The organism is Roseateles sp. (assembly GCF_031397715.1).
Classification (GTDB): Bacteria; Pseudomonadota; Gammaproteobacteria; order Burkholderiales; family Burkholderiaceae_C; genus Paucibacter_A.
Genome location: NZ_JANNMI010000430.1, coordinates 1 through 15,730, shown reverse-complemented (window position 1 = coordinate 15,730; position 15,730 = coordinate 1). Strand labels below are relative to the sequence as shown.

The window sequence follows — 15,730 nt, the reverse complement described above, 5'->3', positions numbered from 1 at the left end:
AGCCAGCGCTTTGGCGACGCTGATGCCTTGGCCATAACGGCCAATTGCATAGGCTTGCCAGTAGTAGGCATTCGGGTTCTTCGGATCCTCGGCCTGCTGGGCCGCGGCGCGTTCGGCCACTTCCAGAAACATTTCCAGCTTGGCCTTTTCCTTCTTCTCCAGATAGTTGGCGTAGATCGCCTGGGCCTTGTTGGCGACGCTGGCGCCGGCCGTGCCTGCTGCCAAGCCGGCCTCATAGGCTTGCTGAAACTCGCCCGCATGGAAGTGAATCCACGCGGCAACCACGCCGGCGTCCTTGGGCCAAGGCTCGGTGTCACCGGTATGCAGACGGGCCCAGTGCTTCTTCAGCGCGGCGGGGCTGTAGTGAAAAGCGCTGTTGTCAAAGGGGAAGGCAGTCCATTTGGCCATTTCTTTTGTCTCCGTTATTGCTGTTGATACTTGTTGGCGAGTGCGAACAAATGCTCTTTTGAGGCCGGCTCCAGATAAGGCAGCAGCAAACTTAAAACATGGAAGGCGCCGCGCATCAGGGCGGCGCCGGCTTGCTCGGGTTCCAGCGCATGGCGCGGGTCGCGCACATATTCGAAACTCAGCCAGTAGCTCAACAGCACCACCATCGCGTTGGCCGTGGGCAAGGCCTCGCGGGCATCCATCTTGAGCGCGCCGCCATGCTGCAGACCCGCCAGCACATTGCGCATGGCCTGTGCCTTGTGCGTCAACACGGTTTGAAAATGCATCTCCAGGCGCCGGTTCTTGGACAGTAAATCATTCAGGTCGCGGTAGAGGAAGCGGTGCTTCCAGATCAGCTCGTACAGCATGTGGAAAAACAGCCATGCATCTTCGACGTTAGCCACGTTCTCTGCCGCCGCCAGCAAGTCGATCAACTCGCGCTCAAAGCGGCCGAACAGCGAGTTGATCAGCTCGTCTTTGGCCGGGTAATGGTAGTAAAGGTTGCCGGGGCTGATGCCCAATTCAGCCGAGATCAAGGTGGTTGAGACATTGGGCTCACCAAATCGGTTGAACAGATCGAGCGTGACTTCAAGAATGCGCTCGGCGGTGCGGCGCGGCGGTTTTTTTGTGGCCATGGCTGAGCTTTGTTTCTCCTGCGTTGATTCTGGCACCAAGCTCGCGCTGGTCTGTGGGGATTTGTGCGAATTTGCGTCTCAAGTACCCGGGCTGAGCAAGCCAGCAAAGCTGTTCTTACAATCAAGCCATGCAATCACTCCCTCCTCTAGTTGCCGGCGCCATGCCGGCCATTTCGTTTCAGAACGTCAGCAAAAGCTATCGAGGCGGCCAAGTCAAGGCCCTGGATGGCGTCTCCTTTGACATTGCGCAGGGCGAATTCTTTGGGCTTTTGGGACCCAACGGCGCCGGCAAGACCAGCTTGATCAGCATCCTCGCTGGCTTGAGCGCGGCCAGCGGCGGGCGCGTTTTGGTGCAGGGCCATGACGTCGTCAGCGACTTTGCCGCCGCGCGCCGTGCGCTTGGCATCGTGCCGCAGGAGCTGGTGTTCGACCCGTTTTTCAATGTGCGCGAGGCGTTGCGTTTTCAGGGCGGCTATTTCGGCGTGCACAACAACGATGCCTGGATCGACGAGCTGCTGGAGAACTTGGGCCTGGCCGACAAGGCCAACGCCAATATGCGCCAGCTCTCGGGCGGCATGAAGCGGCGCGTGCTGGTGGCGCAAGCCCTGGTGCACCGCCCGCCGGTGATCGTGCTGGACGAGCCGACCGCCGGTGTTGACGTGGAGTTGCGCCAGACGCTGTGGCAATTCATCGCGCGCCTCAATCGCGAGGGCCACACCGTCTTGCTGACCACCCATTACCTCGAAGAAGCCGAGGCGCTGTGCGGGCGCATCGCGATGCTCAAGCAGGGCCGGGTGGTGGCGCTGGAGCGCACCTCGGCGCTGCTCAAGGGCCGCGCGTCGACGATGCTGCGCTTCAAGACCGATGCCACGCTGCCGGGAGTTCTGGCCGCTCAAGCCCGCATCACCGGGCGAATTGTGCAGATCAAGGCTCATGACGCGGCCGAGGTCGAGGCGATTTTGTCCGCCTTGCGGGCGGCCAACTGCCCGGTCGAGGATCTGGAGATCGGTCGCGCCGATCTAGAGGATGTGTTCCTGGAAATCATGCATGAAGAAGATCAGAAAAAGGGAGTGACGGCATGAGTGGCGGCGGTATTCAACTGAAGGGCGCGGGCACGCTGCTGTACAAGGAAGTGCTGCGCTTTTGGAAGGTTAGTTTTCAGACCGTGGCAGCACCGGTGTTGACGGCGGTGCTCTATCTGCTGGTGTTTGGCCATGTCCTGGAGGACCATGTCAAGGTCTACGGCACGGTCAGCTACATCAGCTTTTTGATCCCCGGTCTGGTGATGATGAGCATCTTGCAGAACGCCTTTGCCAATGCCTCATCCAGTCTGATTCAGAGCAAGGTGACCGGCAACCTGGTGTTTTTGCTGGTCACGCCGCTGTCGCATTGGGCCTGGTTCGTCGCCTATGTGGGCGCGGCGATGGTGCGCGGCATGATGGTGGGTTTGGGCGTGATGGTGGTGACGGTCTGGTTCGCGCCGCCGGCTGTCAGCCAGCCGCTGTGGATTTTGCTGTTTGCGCTTTTAGGCGCGGCGATGATGGGAACGCTGGGCTTGATCGCCGGCCTGTGGGCCGAAAAGTTCGACCAATTGGCGGGTTTTCAGAACTTCATCATCATGCCGATGACGTTTCTCTCCGGCGTGTTTTATTCGGTCGGCTCGCTGCCGCCGTTCTGGCAGGGCGTTAGCCATTTGAACCCGTTTTTCTACATGATCGACGGCTTTCGCCACGGTTTTTTCGGCGTCAGCGATGCCTCGCCGTGGCTGAGTTTGGCGGTGGTCGGCGGCAGCTTTTTGCTGGTGGCCGGCATTGCCTTGGAGCTGCTGCGACGCGGCTACAAGATTCGCAGCTGAGGCCTTGCTGCGTTGGCGAGCCGCCTTGTTGGGGTTCGCGGGCTTACCCCAACCTACAATCCCTACACTATGTCTGACCCTACTCCAGCTGAAGTTCAGCAATTCATTGCCTCCGGGCTGCCCTGCAATCACTGCGAAGTCGAGGGCGACGGGCGGCATTTCTTTGCCACCATCGTGTCGGCCGAGTTCGAGGCCTTGAGCCGTGTGCGCCGCCATCAGCGTGTCTATCAGGCCTTGGGTGAGCGCATGCGCGAGCAGATCCATGCGCTGTCGATGAAGACGCTGACGCCCGCCGAATGGGCGGCCGACCCGACGCCGCAATCGTCGGCGCGCTGATCGGTTTTTGCGCCCGCCTTGCTGGCGCGCTGTTGATGCCTGTGAGTACAAATCCATGATCACCCTCGCCCTGTCCAAAGGCCGTATCTTTGAAGAAACCCTGCCGCTGCTGAAAGCCGCCGGCATTGAGGTGCTGGACAACCCCGAGACCTCGCGCAAGCTGATCCTGGCCACCAACAGCCCCGATGTGCAGGTGGTGCTGGTGCGCGCCAGCGATGTGCCGACCTATGTGCAGTACGGGGGCGCCGATCTCGGCGTGGCTGGGCGCGACGTGTTGATCGAGCATGGGCTGGACGGCATGTACCAGCCGCTGGACCTGAACATCGCCCGCTGCCGCATGAGCGTGGCGGTGCGCGACGACTTTGATTACGCCGCCGCCATCAAGCAGGGCTCGCGCATCCGCGTCGCCACCAAGTACACGCAGATTGCGCGGCAGCATTTTGCCGACAAGGGCGTGCACGTTGACCTGATCAAGCTCTATGGCTCGATGGAGTTGGCGCCGCTGACCGGCCTGGCCGACGCCATCGTCGACCTGGTTTCGACCGGCAACACGTTGAAGGCCAATCACTTGATCGAGGTCGAGAAGGTGATGGAGATTTCCTCCCGCTTGGTGGTCAACCAGGCCGCACTCAAACTCAAACGTGAGCCGCTGCGCCGCATGATCGACGCCTTTGCCGCCGCCATTCCTGCCTAAATAGAACCCGTTATGAAGCTCCGCCACCTCAACACCGCCGCCGCTGACTTTGAAGCCGAGTTTCAGCGCGTGCTGCATTGGTCGGCCGAAACCGATTCGGCGATCGAAGCGCGCGTGGCCGAGATCCTGGCCGATGTGCGCCAGCGCGGCGATGCTGCCGTGCTCGATTACACCGCCCGCTTTGACCACTTGCAGGCGCAAAGCGTGGCCGAGCTGGAGTTGACGCAGGAAGAATTGAAAGCCGCTTTCGACGCCATCACACCGGCCCAGCGCGCTGCGCTGCAGGCCGCTTCCGAGCGAGTGCGCAGCTACCACGAGCGCCAAAAGCAGGCCTGCGGCCTGAGCTGGAGCTACTTTGATGAGGACGGCACGCTGTTGGGCCAAAAGGTCACGCCGCTGGACCGGGTCGGCATTTATGTGCCGGGCGGCAAGGCCGCCTATCCGAGCAGCGTGTTGATGAATGCCATCCCCGCTCACGTGGCGGGCGTGCCCGAGATCATCATGGTGGTGCCGACCCCGCGCGGCGAGAGAAACCCGCTGGTGCTGGCCGCCGCGTACATCGCCGGCGTACACCGCGTCTTCACGTTAGGTGGCGCGCAGGCGGTGGCGGCCCTGGCCTATGGCACGGCGACGGTGCCCAAGGTCGACAAGATCACCGGCCCCGGCAATGCCTATGTGGCCAGCGCCAAGAAACATGTGTTCGGCCAAGTCGGCATCGACATGATTGCCGGGCCCAGCGAGATCCTGGTGCTGGCCGACGGCACGACGCCGCCTGACTGGGTGGCGATGGATTTGTTCAGCCAGGCCGAGCATGACGAAATGGCGCAAAGCATTCTGCTTTGTCCGGACGCCGAATACATCGCGCTGGTGCGCGCCGCTATCGACAGGCTTTTGCCCGAGATGCCGAGGCAGGAGGTCATCCGCGCTTCGCTGGAAGGCCGCGGCGCGCTGATCCTGACGCGAACTATGGAAGAAGCTTGCGAGATCTCTAACCGCATCGCGCCCGAGCATCTGGAGGTTTCCAGCGCCAACCCTCATGCCTGGGAGCCGCTGCTGCGCCACGCCGGCGCGATCTTTCTGGGCGCCTATACAAGCGAGTCACTGGGTGACTATTGCGCCGGGCCGAATCACGTCTTGCCGACGGCGGGCACCGCGCGCTTCTCGTCGCCGCTGGGGGTTTATGACTTCCAAAAGCGCAGCAGCCTGATCGAGGTCAGCGAGGCCGGCGCACAAAAGCTTGGGGTCATTGCGGCCGAGTTGGCTCACGGCGAGGGGCTGCAAGGCCATGCCCGCGCGGCCGAGATGCGCCTCAGACGCGGCTAGCCGCCCGGGCGGCAGAAAGATCGGCGGCAGCGAACCGACCGCAGCCGTCCATTTGGCCCCGTCTTTTTGCCCCATAGCCGGGCTATGGGGCTGCAAATCCGGCACCAACTGTCCTGGCTGGGGCCGATTCTCGCTATCGCCGCCTTCTGCCGCCCGGGCTCCTAGCCGCGCCTGCGCGCGGGCAACCAGAGCAGCGCCAGGCCCAACGCCAGCAAGACCATGCTGGACGGCTCCGGCACCGTGGTGACCAGGAAGTCATGTCCGCTCAATCCGGTGGTGTTGAGCCCGCTCTCCGAGGGGGCAAGTTGGTAGTAGGCCGAGTGGTAGAAATCGGCCTCGGCGCTGCGGTGGATGGCGCTGGAGCTGACGTAGGCGCCGGCGTAAAGCATGCCGTTGATGTTCAGCGTGTGTCCGACCTGCGTGTTCAAGATCAGCGAAAACACGCCGCTCGCCTGCTTTTTTGCATCCCAGCTGATCGACGCTTGCTCGCCGCTGTCGCGGTCACGCAGGCGCATCTCGGCGAGGCCGTCGGCGCTGAGAAAGCCGCCCATTTCAAACGACGGTGAGGACAGCGTGCCATTGATGGACAGATCCAGGCGGTAGCTGACCGGCGTGCCGATGGCCAGCGTGCTGCTGCTGACCAGCAGCGTGTCAAAGAACGTGCCCTGAGCCGTGCTGTTGGCGTAGCCATGCTGAACCGTGTGCCCTTGGGCGTCGCAGCAGTAGGGGTAGCTGGCCGAGGCATAGGCCTTGAGCATGCCGATGCTGCCGAGGAAACTGGCGGTCGTCGTGCCGCCGCTGGACACCGACGCATGGCCGTTCAGCGCATTCAGCGCCAGTGCTTGCGGTTTGTCGATCAAGTTCAGATTCTTGTCATCGACTTCACTGGTGTTGCGTAGAAAGTCCGCCGCGTAGCTGTGGACATTGGCGGTCAGCTGGTAGCTTTGGGCCTGTGCTGTGGCGGGCGTGCCCAGCAGGATCAGCGCAGTTGCAGCGGCGGAGATGGTTGAACTGCAGCTCATGCGATTGGAGATGTGTGAAAACATGTGTTTGCTCCCGATGGTGAGTCGACGCGACGCCTTAAAAATTGGCGGCTACCGAGGCTTTGACTCTAGCGCCCGATGTAGCCGACCGGGCACCCCTAGAAGCCGCAGGCCGCCGCCCTGAATAGCTGGGTTCGGACGGGTGCGGTCCCCGCGCCGATCTTGGTGGCGACGGGAGGGTCGTGCAAAACGGCGGCCGAATAGCCAGGCAGCCTTTGGCTTGATTGAACCGATGGTGGCTTCGTTTTAAATCACACGAATTTCGTGTTCCACGAACTTCGTGTAACATCCTAGGTGTGAAAAACGTCACCATCAGCATGGAAGACAGCGTCGCCGAATGGGCCCGCTTGGAGGCAGCGCGGCGCAATACCAGCGTGTCGCGCTTGGTCGGCGAGATGCTGGCCGAGAAGATGCGGCATGACGATGTCTACGAGCGTGCGCTGCAGGACTGGTTGCACCGGGAGCGCGTCTGGGTCTCCGATGGCCAGGCTTATCCGCAGCGCGGGGAGTTGGCCCGATGAGCGAGCTGGTTTTCGTCGACACCTCGGTCTTGATACTCAGCGAAGACGGTGCCGACGCCACCGCGCGCGACAAGGCTTTTGCCTGGCTGCGCGAGCTTTGGTTGCGCCGCAGCGGCCGGCTCTCGACCCAGGTCCTGAACGATTTCTACACGGCGGTGACCACCCGCATCAGCCCGGCGATGCCGAACGGCGACGCGCGCGCCGAGGTCAGGCGCTATCAGCGCTGGCAGCCTTGGGGCGTGGACCATGCGACGGTCGAGAGTGCTTGGTCGATCGAGAGCCGCTTTGCGCTCGCCTATGCCGACGCGCTGATCGTCGCCGCCGCCAAGGCGCAAGGCTGCACGCTGTTGCTGAGCCTGGAGCTGGCGCACGAGGCGGTCTATGACAGCGTGACCGTGCTGAACCCCACACTTTGCGGAACGGAGCGGCTGAACGCATGACTACCTCACTCAACCAGGCTCTGGCGTGCATCCGCGACGACGTGCGCGCCTCCCATGCCTACCCGGTCGCCGCCAGCGCCGGCATGGTCAAGCTCGATGTGATGGAGAACCCGTTCCGTCTGCCGCCCGAGCTACAAGCGCAGTTGGGTGCGCGGCTCGGTGCCGTCGCGATCAACCGTTACCCGGCCGAGCGCACCCAGGATCTGGCCGCCGCCTTGGCCACCCATGCCGGCATGCCGGCGGGCTGCGCCATCACCCTGGGCAATGGCTCCGACGAGCTGATCAGCATGCTCAGCATGGCCATCAGCAAACCGGGCGCCAAGATCTTGTCGCCGATGCCCAGCTTTGTGATGTACGAGCTGTCGGCCCGCTACCAGAACTTGGCCTTTGTCGGCGTGCCGCTGCGGGCCGATGACTTCGAGCTCGACGGCCCGGCCATGCTGGCGGCGATTGCTGAGCATCGGCCGGCGCTGATTTACCTGTCTTTTCCGAACAACCCAACCGGCAATCTCTGGGACGCAGGCGTGATCGAGCAGATCATCCAGGCTGCACCTGGTTTGGTCGTGATGGACGAGGCCTACCAGCCCTTTGCCGCCAGCGACTCGATTGCGCTGCTGGCGCGCTACCCGCAGGTGCTGGTGATGCGCACCATGAGCAAGTTTGGCCTGGCCGGTGTGCGGATTGGTTACTTGATCGGACAGACCGCGCTGATTGCCGAGATCGACAAGCTGCGCCCGCCCTTCAATATCAGCGTGCTGAACGCCGAGGCCGGCCTGTTCGCGCTGGAACATGCGCAGGTCTACGCGGACCAAGCAGCCACGCTGCGGGCCGAGCGCGAGCGGGTCTACACGGCGCTGCAGGCGCTGGCCGGCGTGCAGCCGTTTCCCAGCCAAGGCAATATGATTTTGGTGCGGGTGGCGGATGCCGCGCATACGTTCGCCGCCATGAAGGCGCGCGGCGTGCTGATCAAGAATTCATCGACCGCCCACCCCTTGCTGGCCAACTGCCTGCGCATCACCGTCGGAGCGGCGGAAGAAAACACGGCCATGCTGGCCGCACTCCAGGAATCATTGTCATGAGCACCGATCGCATCGCCGAAGTCAGCCGCAGCACCAAGGAAACGCAAATCACCGTGCGCGTCAATCTAGACGGCACGGGCGCGGCCAAGCTGAACACCGGCATCGGTTTTTTCGACCATATGCTGGACCAGATCGCCCGCCACGGCTTGATCGATCTGGACATCCAGGCGGTCGGTGACCTGCATATCGACGGTCATCACACGGTCGAGGATGTGGGCATCACTTTGGGCCTGGCCGTTGCGCAAGCGGTCGGCGACAAGAAGGGTTTGACCCGTTACGGCCACAGCTATGTGCCGCTGGACGAGGCGCTGTCCCGCGTGGTGATCGACTTCTCGGGCCGGCCGGGCTTGGAGATGGACGTCAAGTTCACCTCGGGTTCTATCGGCGCTTTTGACACGCAATTGGCCTTCGAGTTTTTCCAGGGTTTCTCGAATCACGCGCTGGTGTCGCTGCATATCGACAATCTGAAGGGTCATAACGCCCATCACCAGTGTGAGACGATTTTCAAGGCCTTCGGGCGCGCGCTGCGGATGGCGATGACCTTGGATCCTCGCTCTATGGGCGTCATTCCCTCCACCAAAGGAAGCCTCTAGCCATGGCGCGAACTGTTGCCGTCGTCGACTACGGCATGGGCAATCTGCGCTCGGTCTCGCAGGCGGTGCTGCATGTGGCCGCAGGCACTGGCTTGGAGGTCGTCATAACGGCCAATCCGGACGAGGTTTTCGCGGCCGAACGGGTGGTGCTGCCGGGCCAGGGCGCAATGCTGGAATGCATGCGCGAGTTGCGCGACTCAGGGCTGCAAGCGGCGGTGCTGCACGCCGCCGCCAACAAGCCCCTGATGGGGGTCTGCGTCGGCATGCAAATGTTGCTGGACCACAGCGAAGAGCAAGACACACCGGGCCTGGGCTTGATCCCGGGCGTGGTCAAACGCTTCCGTTTGGAGGGCCAGACTCAGCCCGACGGCAGCCGCTACAAGGTGCCGCAGATGGGCTGGAACCGCGTCAAGCAGAGGCTGGCCCACCCGGTCTGGGCGGGGGTGCCGGACGACAGCTACTTCTATTTCGTCCACAGCTTCTACGCCGCGACGTCGGATGCGCGCCACAGTGCGGGGGAGACCGAGTACGGTGCGCGCTTTACCTCGGCCATCGCCCGGGATAATATTTTCGCCACCCAGTTTCACCCCGAGAAAAGCGCTGCGCACGGCTTGGCGCTGTATCGCAACTTCCTGCTTTGGAATCCTTAATAATTCATTTTTGCTCACGCCATGCTGCTGATCCCCGCTATTGACCTGAAAGATGGTCGCTGTGTCCGCCTCAAGCAAGGCGATATGAATGACTCCACCACCTTCGGCGAAGATCCGGCCGCGATGGCCAGGCGCTGGATTGATGCCGGCGCCAGGCGTCTGCATCTGGTCGACCTGAACGGCGCCTTCGCCGGCAAGCCGGTCAACGCGGCCGCCATCACGGCGATCCTGCGTGAGGTCAACGGCGAGATCCCCGTGCAGCTGGGCGGCGGCATCCGCGATCTCGACACCATCGAGCGCTATCTGGACGCTGGCCTGAGCTACATCATCATCGGCACGGCGGCGGTCAAGAACCCGGGCTTTTTGCAAGACGCGGCGATGGCCTTCGCCGGCCACATCATCGTCGGCTTGGACGCCAAAGACGGCAAGGTCGCCACCGACGGCTGGAGCAAGCTGACCGGCCACGAGGTGATTGACCTGGCGCGCAAGTTCGAGGGCTACGGCATCGAAGGCGTGATCTACACCGACATCGGCCGCGACGGCATGCTCAGCGGCATCAATATCGAGGCGACGGTCAAGCTGGCGCAGGCGCTGACCATCCCCGTCATCGCCTCGGGCGGCCTGGCCAATCTGGCCGACATCGACGCGCTCTGCGCGGTCGAAGGCGAGGGCGTCGAGGGCGTGATCTGCGGACGGGCCATCTACACCGGCGATCTGGATTTCACTGCCGGCCAAGCCCGCGCCGACGAGTTGGGTCTGGGCTAAGACTACCCATGCTGGCCAAACGCATCATTCCCTGCCTTGACGTGACCGGCGGTCGGGTCGTCAAGGGCATCAACTTCACCGAGCTGCGTGACGCCGGCGATCCCGTCGAGATCGCCGCCCGCTACAACGAGCAGGGCGCCGACGAGCTGACCTTTCTGGACATCACCGCCACCAGTGACGGCCGCGATCTGATCCTGCACATCATTGAAGCGGTGGCGTCGCAGGTCTTCATTCCCTTGACGGTCGGCGGCGGCGTGCGCGAGGTCGCCGATGTGCGGCGCTTGCTGAATGCCGGCGCGGACAAGGTCTCGTTCAACTCGGCAGCGATCGCTAACCCGCAAGTCATACGGGATTCGTCCGATAAATACGGTGCGCAATGCATCGTCGTCGCGATCGACGCGAAGCGCCGGCAAGGCAATGACTTGGCTGCGCGGGGCCCTGGATGGGATATCTACAGCCACGGCGGGCGCAAAAACGTCGGCCTCGACGCGGTCGCCTGGGCACGCCAGATGGCCGACTTCGGCGCCGGTGAAATCTTGTTGACCAGCATGGACCGCGACGGCACCCGCAGCGGCTTTGACTTGGAGCTAACCCGCGCGGTCAGCGATGCGGTGGCGGTGCCGGTGATCGCCTCGGGCGGCGTCGGCTCGCTGGACGACTTGGCCGACGGCGTGCAGATTGGCGGCGCCGACGCGGTCTTGGCCGCCAGCATTTTTCACTATGGCCACCACACCGTCGCCGAGGCCAAGGCCTTGATGGCGGCGCGGGGCATCCCGGTGCGCTTGTGAATCGACCACGGTCCAGCGGGGCAGCCAAGGCGATCTCGGCGCTAACGCAGAAGGCCGCCGGCGCGCCGCGCATGGGCTCCCGCGAGGTACGCATCATTGGCGGGCAGTGGAAACGTTCCAAGCTGCCCATCGCCGATAAGCCGGGCCTGCGCCCGACGCCGGACCGCGTGCGCGAAACCTTGTTCAACTGGCTGGGCCAGGACCTCGACGGTTGGCGGGTGCTGGACGCCTTTGCTGGCAGCGGCGCGCTTGGTTTCGAGGCCGCTTCGCGCGGCGCAACCGAGGTCTTGCTGTTGGAGCGTGACGCCGAATTGGCACGTAGCCTGAGCGCCAGCAAGCTAAGGTTAAAGGCCGACAATTTGCGCGTCGAATGCACTGATGCCTTGGGTTATATGGGCCGCTGTGCGCCGGCCCGCTTTGAGCTGATCCTGCTCGACCCACCATTCCAGCAAGAGCTGTTCCTGCCTGCCCTGCGCGCCGCCGCGCCGCTTTTGGTGCAGGGTGGCTTCATCTATCTGGAAGCGCCCGACCTGATCGCGGCGCCGGCCGAGTTGGGCTTGGAAGCTTGGCGGACGGGCAAGGCTGGCGCGGTGCAGTTTCAACTCTTACGCAAGTCGGCCTGAAGGGTAAAAACTTGAAATTTATGGCCTGATCGTCGGTCCCGCTTGGACCTCGGCTTTGTTAGCTCGGCTTTCCTGACCCTCGGCTTTCTCGGTTTAGACTCGGTTTTGTAGTGCGCTACACAACACGTTTGGGGGTATCAATGAACACAAAATGGCACCGCGAGACAATTGAGGCACTCGGCATAATGGCCAAGAAGCCGCGCATCGTTAACAAACTCAATGCCGTTGTCGCGCACTCTGATGATCCTGAGCTACGGAAACTGGCTGAAAAGCTCATCAAAGAAATCCTCGCTACAAGTTCAAATACCGAAGCCAGCGCCCCAAAGCAAATGAGCAATGGTGTTCCAACGGCTAAGAAGGCCCTCGAGTACTGCAACTCGCTGGCCTATCGAGAGTGAGGCAGGGAAACAAACGTCATGCAAATACGAGCTCTCGCCCTCGTGGTCCTTTCCTTTGCAATAGGTACTGCTGGAGCACAGACTACTCGCACGGCACCAGCACTGCGGTCGGTTCTCACGATGGATCGATTCGAGGGAACGTCCGTCATCACAAACCTTAGCGATAACGTAACGTTGAACAATGGCTCTACGCTCCGTCGGGAGTGGTTTGTAATTCGAGATGATGCCTCACCAGTACAGATAGTGGGCTCAGCAGGTGTAAACGTAATCTACAAGTCCGAGCGATCATCCGGCCAGTACCAATATCGGATTCCGTACCAACTCAAGTCGAAGGAATCCGTGACGGCGGTAGAAGTGCGAATGCACGTACTTGACGTTTTCGGCAGACTACTCAAGACCCTTTCATCAACGGAAGTAACCGACTTTTCAGACATTAAGGGGTTTGAAGGCATCTGGCGAATCTGGTCTGAGAACGAAGCATCGGGAGCTTTTGCTTCCGTCGCCTATGTGGCGCAAGTTCGAACTGCTTCTGGCCGAGTCTACGAAGCAGATCGAACCGCCGTATTTGAACAAGTTCGCAAGGTCGCCAAGCGCATCTCCGAAGCTGATCTCGAGCCCGAGAAGGAAACGCCTGTCAAGTAGGCAGCCAAATAGGGGGCAAGAGGACGGGGCAACGACGGCAAGACGGTATCTGACCCTTGGCCGCTTCAGAACGCCCGATAGTCCTGCACCGGCGGCATTGCTCGTCCTGCCGGAGCAAACGCCAAGGGCGTCGGGTGCGTGGCGTAGCGAAGTCAAGGGGGAGGCCGCAGGCCGGAGGACATGAGCGGAGGCATGCGCCCGATGGACTTGGTCGGCGCAAGCACTGTCAAGAAGCGCCGAAAATCTGAGGGGCAGCTCCGGGCACAAAGGCGCTTGCATGGATCCAAGCGCCGAGCGGGGATAATTGGACCCATTTGATGAATGGACCACTGCGTGACCGTTGCTACCCCTCTCACCGCCATCTATCCCGGCACCTTTGACCCGATGACCTTGGGTCATGAAGACCTGATGCGCCGGGCCAGCCGTTTGTTCGGGCGGCTGATCATCGCGGTGGCGGCCGGCCATCACAAGAAGACGATGTTCTCGGTCGTCGAGCGTTTGGAGATAGCGCGTGAGTTGGCGGCCAAATATCCCAACGTCGAGGTACTGCCCTTCAGCGGGCTGTTGAGCAGCTTTGTGGCCGGTGAGGGCGGCAATGTGCTGGTGCGCGGCCTGCGCGCCGCCAGCGACTTCGACTATGAATTCCAGATGGCCGGCATGAACCGCCAGTTGATGCCCGAGGTGGAGACGACTTTCATGCTGCCTTCGGATCAGTATCAATTCATCAGCAGCACCTTTGTGCGCGAGATTGCCAGCCTCGGCGGTGATGTCTCCAAATTTGTGTCAGCCTCGGTGCTGGAGCGCTTGAAGAAGCGCTTGCAGCCGGAAAGTTGAAGGGGCTGATATGGCGCTGATGATTACCGACGAATGCATCAACTGCGACGTCTGCGAGCCCGAATGCCCGAACGGGGCGATCTCCATGGGCGAGGAGTTCTACCAGATAGAGCGCAGCAAATGCACCGAATGCGTCGGTCATTTCGATGAGCCGCAATGTGTGCAGCTTTGCCCAGTGGCCTGTATCCCGGTCAATCCGGCGCATGTGGAAAGTAAAGAGACGCTGATGGGCAAGTATTTGCGCCTGACCGCCGTCAAGGCCTGATTGATCAGCGCTTGCTGATCCCCAACATCGCCCTGGCTTCATCCGGCGTCGCCAGCGGCCGGTCCAGCTGCTCGGCGATCAAGGCGATGCGCTGAACTAACTGAGCATTGCTGCGGGCCAGCTCGCCTTTGCGATAGTAGATATTGTCCTCAAAGCCGACCCGCACATGGCCGCCCAGCACGATGGATAACGTGGCCAAGGGCAGCTGCGCCGCACCAATGCCGGCCACCGTCCAGCTGCAGTCTGGCGGCACTTGCGAGCGCAGATACATCAAGGCTTCGGGCGTGCCGGCCATGCCGCCGGGGATGCCGAGCACGAAGTCGAAGTGCAGCGGGCCTTTGACAATGCCTTTTTTGAGCCAGCGCAGCGTCGTCGTCAGCATGCCGCTGTCGAAGATTTCGAACTCGGGCTTGACGCCGTATTCAGTCATCGCCTTAGCAAACACTTCCATATCGGCCGGATGGTTCATGAACACATCGCCGCCGAAGTTGACCGTGCCCATCGACAGCGTGGCCATCTCCGGGCGCAGCGTTACCGGGGCCAGCCGCTCTTGCGGCGTCATGCCGACCGCGCCGCCGGTGGAGACCTGCACGATCACATCGCAGCGTTCGCGCGTCTTCTCGATGATCTGCCGGTAGACCTCGCGGTCTTGTGTGGAGCTGCCGTCGGCCAAGCGGCCGTGCACATGGACGATGGCGGCGCCAGCCAGCGCGCATTCGGCCGCGGCATCGGCGATCTCGTCCGGCGTAATAGGAAGGGCCGGCTGCTGCTCGCGCGTGACCTCGGCACCGGTCAGCGCGGCGGTGATGATCAGTCTGCTGTTCATTTGCGTTGGAAGTTAACCGGCACCACACAAGTGCCCGAAGCGCGGCAGACCACAATGGGCTCAGCCAAGACATCGGCGGCCGACACCTGGCCAGGAACGTTGGCGGCGCTGATCACCTTGCGTGCCTCGAACACCATTTTTCGGGAGGACTTGCCCATCGACACGATGCTGCCGCTCACCTCAATATAGTCGCCGGCAAAGACGGGGGCCAGGAACTCGACCTTGTCGTAGGCAACGAACAATCCCTCGTCGCCGTCGCTGCGGATCAGCAACTCGGTGGCCACATCGCCGAACAGGTTCAGCATCCGTGAGCCGTCGACCAAGTTGCCCGCGTAGTGGGCGTCGTGCGCGCTCATGCGAAGGCGAATGAGGCTGGTGATTTGTTCAGTCATGCTGCTTTCCGTTTGATCCACTCATGGATGGCGAACGACGCCACATCTTCGGCGTAAGTCTTGGTGCCAAAACCCGCGTCATAGCCCAACTCCTTGGCCAGCTCATGGCTGATGCGCGGGCCGCCGACGATCAGGATCACCTGGTCACGCAAGCCCTCGGCCTCCAGCAGGTCACTGAGTTTGGTCAGATTGTCGAGGTGGATATTCTTCTGCGTCACCACCTGCGAGACCAGGATCACGTCGGCCTTCTCTTCGATCACGCGGCTGATCAAGTCCTCGGAGTCGACCTGCGCGCCGAGGTTGATGGCGCGGATCTCGTGGTAACTCTCCAACCCCTTGTGGCCGTTATAGCCCTTCATATTCATGATCGCGTCGATGCCGACGGTGTGCGCGTCGGTCTCGATGCAGGCGCCCACCACCACCATGCGGCGGCCCATTTTCTCGGCGATCAGCGCGTCGATGCCGGCCTTGTCCAACACGGCGAACTCAGGCTTGGCGACCTTCAGCTTGCTGAGATCCACGCTGTGCTTGCTTTGGCCGTAGACAACAAAGAAGGAAAACCCGCTGCCCATCGCCTCGGC

At 62.1% G+C, this 15,730-nt stretch carries 22 protein-coding genes and 1 pseudogene; 17 read left to right on the top strand and 6 right to left on the bottom strand.

Annotation, left to right across the window (positions count from 1 at the left end):
• Positions 1-408, bottom strand: a pseudogene (locus RMO57_RS18945) (hypothetical protein); the annotation flags it as partial.
• A gap of 14 nt (positions 409-422) precedes the next feature.
• Positions 423-1,082 carry a TetR/AcrR family transcriptional regulator gene (locus RMO57_RS18940; RefSeq protein WP_310389307.1) on the bottom strand — a complete coding sequence of 220 codons (660 nt, stop codon included), beginning with the start codon at positions 1,080-1,082 and terminating at the stop codon, positions 423-425.
• A gap of 161 nt (positions 1,083-1,243) precedes the next feature.
• Between RMO57_RS18940 and RMO57_RS18935 the strand changes: the two genes are divergently transcribed.
• The 5 genes from RMO57_RS18935 to hisD all read left to right on the top strand — a co-directional run bounded on the left by RMO57_RS18935 (position 1,244) and on the right by hisD (position 5,290).
• Entirely contained in the window at positions 1,244-2,164 is a 921-nt protein-coding gene (locus tag RMO57_RS18935) for an ABC transporter ATP-binding protein (RefSeq protein ID WP_310389311.1), read from the top strand.
• Positions 2,161-2,937, top strand: coding sequence for an ABC transporter permease (locus RMO57_RS18930; RefSeq protein ID WP_310389306.1), 777 nt, complete (start codon positions 2,161-2,163; stop codon positions 2,935-2,937). The genes RMO57_RS18935 and RMO57_RS18930 overlap by 4 nt, the downstream gene beginning before the upstream one ends.
• Before the next feature lie 69 nt (positions 2,938-3,006).
• Complete coding sequence (locus RMO57_RS18925; RefSeq protein WP_310389304.1) at positions 3,007-3,273, top strand: BolA family protein; 267 nt, start codon at positions 3,007-3,009, stop codon at positions 3,271-3,273.
• A 55-nt stretch (positions 3,274-3,328) separates the two neighbouring features.
• Positions 3,329-3,967, top strand: coding sequence for an ATP phosphoribosyltransferase (hisG, locus tag RMO57_RS18920; protein ID WP_310389303.1), 639 nt, complete (start codon positions 3,329-3,331; stop codon positions 3,965-3,967).
• 12 nt (positions 3,968-3,979) lie between these two features.
• On the top strand, positions 3,980-5,290 hold the full coding sequence (hisD, locus tag RMO57_RS18915; RefSeq protein WP_310389301.1) for a histidinol dehydrogenase: 1,311 nt from the start codon (positions 3,980-3,982) through the stop codon (positions 5,288-5,290).
• 161 nt (positions 5,291-5,451) lie between these two features.
• Here the strand turns inward: hisD and RMO57_RS18910 are convergent, their stop codons facing one another.
• The gene (locus RMO57_RS18910; protein WP_310389299.1) at positions 5,452-6,336 is read right to left on the bottom strand and encodes a PEP-CTERM sorting domain-containing protein; all 885 of its coding nucleotides are present in this window, start codon (positions 6,334-6,336) and stop codon (positions 5,452-5,454) included.
• Between the two features lie 293 nt (positions 6,337-6,629).
• Between RMO57_RS18910 and RMO57_RS18905 the strand changes: the two genes are divergently transcribed.
• The 12 genes from RMO57_RS18905 (at position 6,630) to RMO57_RS18850 (ending at position 13,931) form a co-directional block, all read left to right on the top strand.
• A complete protein-coding gene (locus RMO57_RS18905; RefSeq protein WP_310389297.1) occupies positions 6,630-6,854 on the top strand; it encodes a CopG family transcriptional regulator in 225 nt (74 codons plus the stop codon).
• On the top strand, positions 6,851-7,294 hold the full coding sequence (locus RMO57_RS18900; RefSeq protein WP_310389295.1) for a PIN domain-containing protein: 444 nt from the start codon (positions 6,851-6,853) through the stop codon (positions 7,292-7,294). Before RMO57_RS18905 ends, RMO57_RS18900 begins: the two co-directional genes overlap by 4 nt.
• Positions 7,291-8,373: a histidinol-phosphate transaminase gene (gene hisC / locus RMO57_RS18895; RefSeq protein ID WP_310389293.1), complete on the top strand. Its 1,083-nt coding sequence runs from the start codon at positions 7,291-7,293 to the stop codon at positions 8,371-8,373. Before RMO57_RS18900 ends, hisC begins: the two co-directional genes overlap by 4 nt.
• Positions 8,370-8,966 carry an imidazoleglycerol-phosphate dehydratase HisB gene (gene hisB / locus RMO57_RS18890; protein WP_310389291.1) on the top strand — a complete coding sequence of 199 codons (597 nt, stop codon included), beginning with the start codon at positions 8,370-8,372 and terminating at the stop codon, positions 8,964-8,966. The genes hisC and hisB overlap by 4 nt, the downstream gene beginning before the upstream one ends.
• A 2-nt stretch (positions 8,967-8,968) precedes the next feature.
• The gene (gene hisH, locus RMO57_RS18885) at positions 8,969-9,616 is read left to right on the top strand and encodes an imidazole glycerol phosphate synthase subunit HisH (protein WP_310389290.1); all 648 of its coding nucleotides are present in this window, start codon (positions 8,969-8,971) and stop codon (positions 9,614-9,616) included.
• A gap of 21 nt (positions 9,617-9,637) precedes the next feature.
• On the top strand, positions 9,638-10,381 hold the full coding sequence (hisA, locus tag RMO57_RS18880; protein WP_310389288.1) for a 1-(5-phosphoribosyl)-5-[(5-phosphoribosylamino)methylideneamino]imidazole-4-carboxamide isomerase: 744 nt from the start codon (positions 9,638-9,640) through the stop codon (positions 10,379-10,381).
• An 8-nt stretch (positions 10,382-10,389) separates the two neighbouring features.
• The gene (hisF, locus tag RMO57_RS18875; protein WP_310389286.1) at positions 10,390-11,169 is read left to right on the top strand and encodes an imidazole glycerol phosphate synthase subunit HisF; all 780 of its coding nucleotides are present in this window, start codon (positions 10,390-10,392) and stop codon (positions 11,167-11,169) included.
• A 71-nt stretch (positions 11,170-11,240) separates the two neighbouring features.
• Complete coding sequence (rsmD, locus tag RMO57_RS18870) at positions 11,241-11,792, top strand: 16S rRNA (guanine(966)-N(2))-methyltransferase RsmD (protein WP_310389309.1); 552 nt, start codon at positions 11,241-11,243, stop codon at positions 11,790-11,792.
• A gap of 140 nt (positions 11,793-11,932) precedes the next feature.
• Positions 11,933-12,190 carry a hypothetical protein gene (locus RMO57_RS18865; protein WP_310389284.1) on the top strand — a complete coding sequence of 86 codons (258 nt, stop codon included), beginning with the start codon at positions 11,933-11,935 and terminating at the stop codon, positions 12,188-12,190.
• Positions 12,191-12,364: 174 nt separating this feature from the next.
• A complete protein-coding gene (locus tag RMO57_RS18860; RefSeq protein WP_310389282.1) occupies positions 12,365-12,832 on the top strand; it encodes a hypothetical protein in 468 nt (155 codons plus the stop codon).
• Between the two features lie 321 nt (positions 12,833-13,153).
• Positions 13,154-13,666 carry a pantetheine-phosphate adenylyltransferase gene (coaD, locus tag RMO57_RS18855; RefSeq protein WP_414896456.1) on the top strand — a complete coding sequence of 171 codons (513 nt, stop codon included), beginning with the start codon at positions 13,154-13,156 and terminating at the stop codon, positions 13,664-13,666.
• A 10-nt stretch (positions 13,667-13,676) separates the two neighbouring features.
• On the top strand, positions 13,677-13,931 hold the full coding sequence (locus tag RMO57_RS18850) for a YfhL family 4Fe-4S dicluster ferredoxin (protein WP_310389278.1): 255 nt from the start codon (positions 13,677-13,679) through the stop codon (positions 13,929-13,931).
• A 4-nt stretch (positions 13,932-13,935) separates the two neighbouring features.
• Here RMO57_RS18850 and RMO57_RS18845 read toward each other — a convergent pair whose 3' ends face one another.
• The 3 genes from RMO57_RS18845 to RMO57_RS18835 form a co-directional block, all read right to left on the bottom strand.
• Positions 13,936-14,757 carry a 3-keto-5-aminohexanoate cleavage protein gene (locus RMO57_RS18845; RefSeq protein ID WP_310389276.1) on the bottom strand — a complete coding sequence of 274 codons (822 nt, stop codon included), beginning with the start codon at positions 14,755-14,757 and terminating at the stop codon, positions 13,936-13,938.
• Entirely contained in the window at positions 14,754-15,137 is a 384-nt protein-coding gene (locus tag RMO57_RS18840; RefSeq protein WP_414896457.1) for a hotdog domain-containing protein, read from the bottom strand. Before RMO57_RS18840 ends, RMO57_RS18845 begins: the two co-directional genes overlap by 4 nt.
• Before the next feature lie 8 nt (positions 15,138-15,145).
• A partial coding sequence (locus tag RMO57_RS18835; protein WP_310389272.1) for a cobalamin-dependent protein occupies positions 15,146-15,730 on the bottom strand: 585 nt, incomplete at its 5' end.

Excerpts from the sequence above, each read along its gene's own strand:
- RMO57_RS18940 (WP_310389307.1), bottom strand. The coding sequence starts at position 1,082 with ATGGCCACAAAAAAACCGCCGCGCCGCACCGCCGAGCGCATTCTTGAA.
- RMO57_RS18935 (WP_310389311.1), top strand. The coding sequence starts at position 1,244 with ATGCCGGCCATTTCGTTTCAGAACGTCAGCAAAAGCTATCGAGGCGGC.
- RMO57_RS18930 (WP_310389306.1), top strand. The coding sequence starts at position 2,161 with ATGAGTGGCGGCGGTATTCAACTGAAGGGCGCGGGCACGCTGCTGTAC.
- RMO57_RS18925 (WP_310389304.1), top strand. The coding sequence starts at position 3,007 with ATGTCTGACCCTACTCCAGCTGAAGTTCAGCAATTCATTGCCTCCGGG.
- hisG (WP_310389303.1), top strand. The coding sequence starts at position 3,329 with ATGATCACCCTCGCCCTGTCCAAAGGCCGTATCTTTGAAGAAACCCTG.
- hisD (WP_310389301.1), top strand. The coding sequence starts at position 3,980 with ATGAAGCTCCGCCACCTCAACACCGCCGCCGCTGACTTTGAAGCCGAG.
- RMO57_RS18910 (WP_310389299.1), bottom strand. The coding sequence starts at position 6,336 with ATGTTTTCACACATCTCCAATCGCATGAGCTGCAGTTCAACCATCTCC.
- RMO57_RS18900 (WP_310389295.1), top strand. The coding sequence starts at position 6,851 with ATGAGCGAGCTGGTTTTCGTCGACACCTCGGTCTTGATACTCAGCGAA.
- hisC (WP_310389293.1), top strand. The coding sequence starts at position 7,291 with ATGACTACCTCACTCAACCAGGCTCTGGCGTGCATCCGCGACGACGTG.
- hisB (WP_310389291.1), top strand. The coding sequence starts at position 8,370 with ATGAGCACCGATCGCATCGCCGAAGTCAGCCGCAGCACCAAGGAAACG.
- hisH (WP_310389290.1), top strand. The coding sequence starts at position 8,969 with ATGGCGCGAACTGTTGCCGTCGTCGACTACGGCATGGGCAATCTGCGC.
- hisA (WP_310389288.1), top strand. The coding sequence starts at position 9,638 with ATGCTGCTGATCCCCGCTATTGACCTGAAAGATGGTCGCTGTGTCCGC.
- hisF (WP_310389286.1), top strand. The coding sequence starts at position 10,390 with ATGCTGGCCAAACGCATCATTCCCTGCCTTGACGTGACCGGCGGTCGG.
- rsmD (WP_310389309.1), top strand. The coding sequence starts at position 11,241 with ATGGGCTCCCGCGAGGTACGCATCATTGGCGGGCAGTGGAAACGTTCC.
- RMO57_RS18865 (WP_310389284.1), top strand. The coding sequence starts at position 11,933 with ATGAACACAAAATGGCACCGCGAGACAATTGAGGCACTCGGCATAATG.
- coaD (WP_414896456.1), top strand. The coding sequence starts at position 13,154 with ATGGACCACTGCGTGACCGTTGCTACCCCTCTCACCGCCATCTATCCC.
- RMO57_RS18850 (WP_310389278.1), top strand. The coding sequence starts at position 13,677 with ATGGCGCTGATGATTACCGACGAATGCATCAACTGCGACGTCTGCGAG.
- RMO57_RS18845 (WP_310389276.1), bottom strand. The coding sequence starts at position 14,757 with ATGAACAGCAGACTGATCATCACCGCCGCGCTGACCGGTGCCGAGGTC.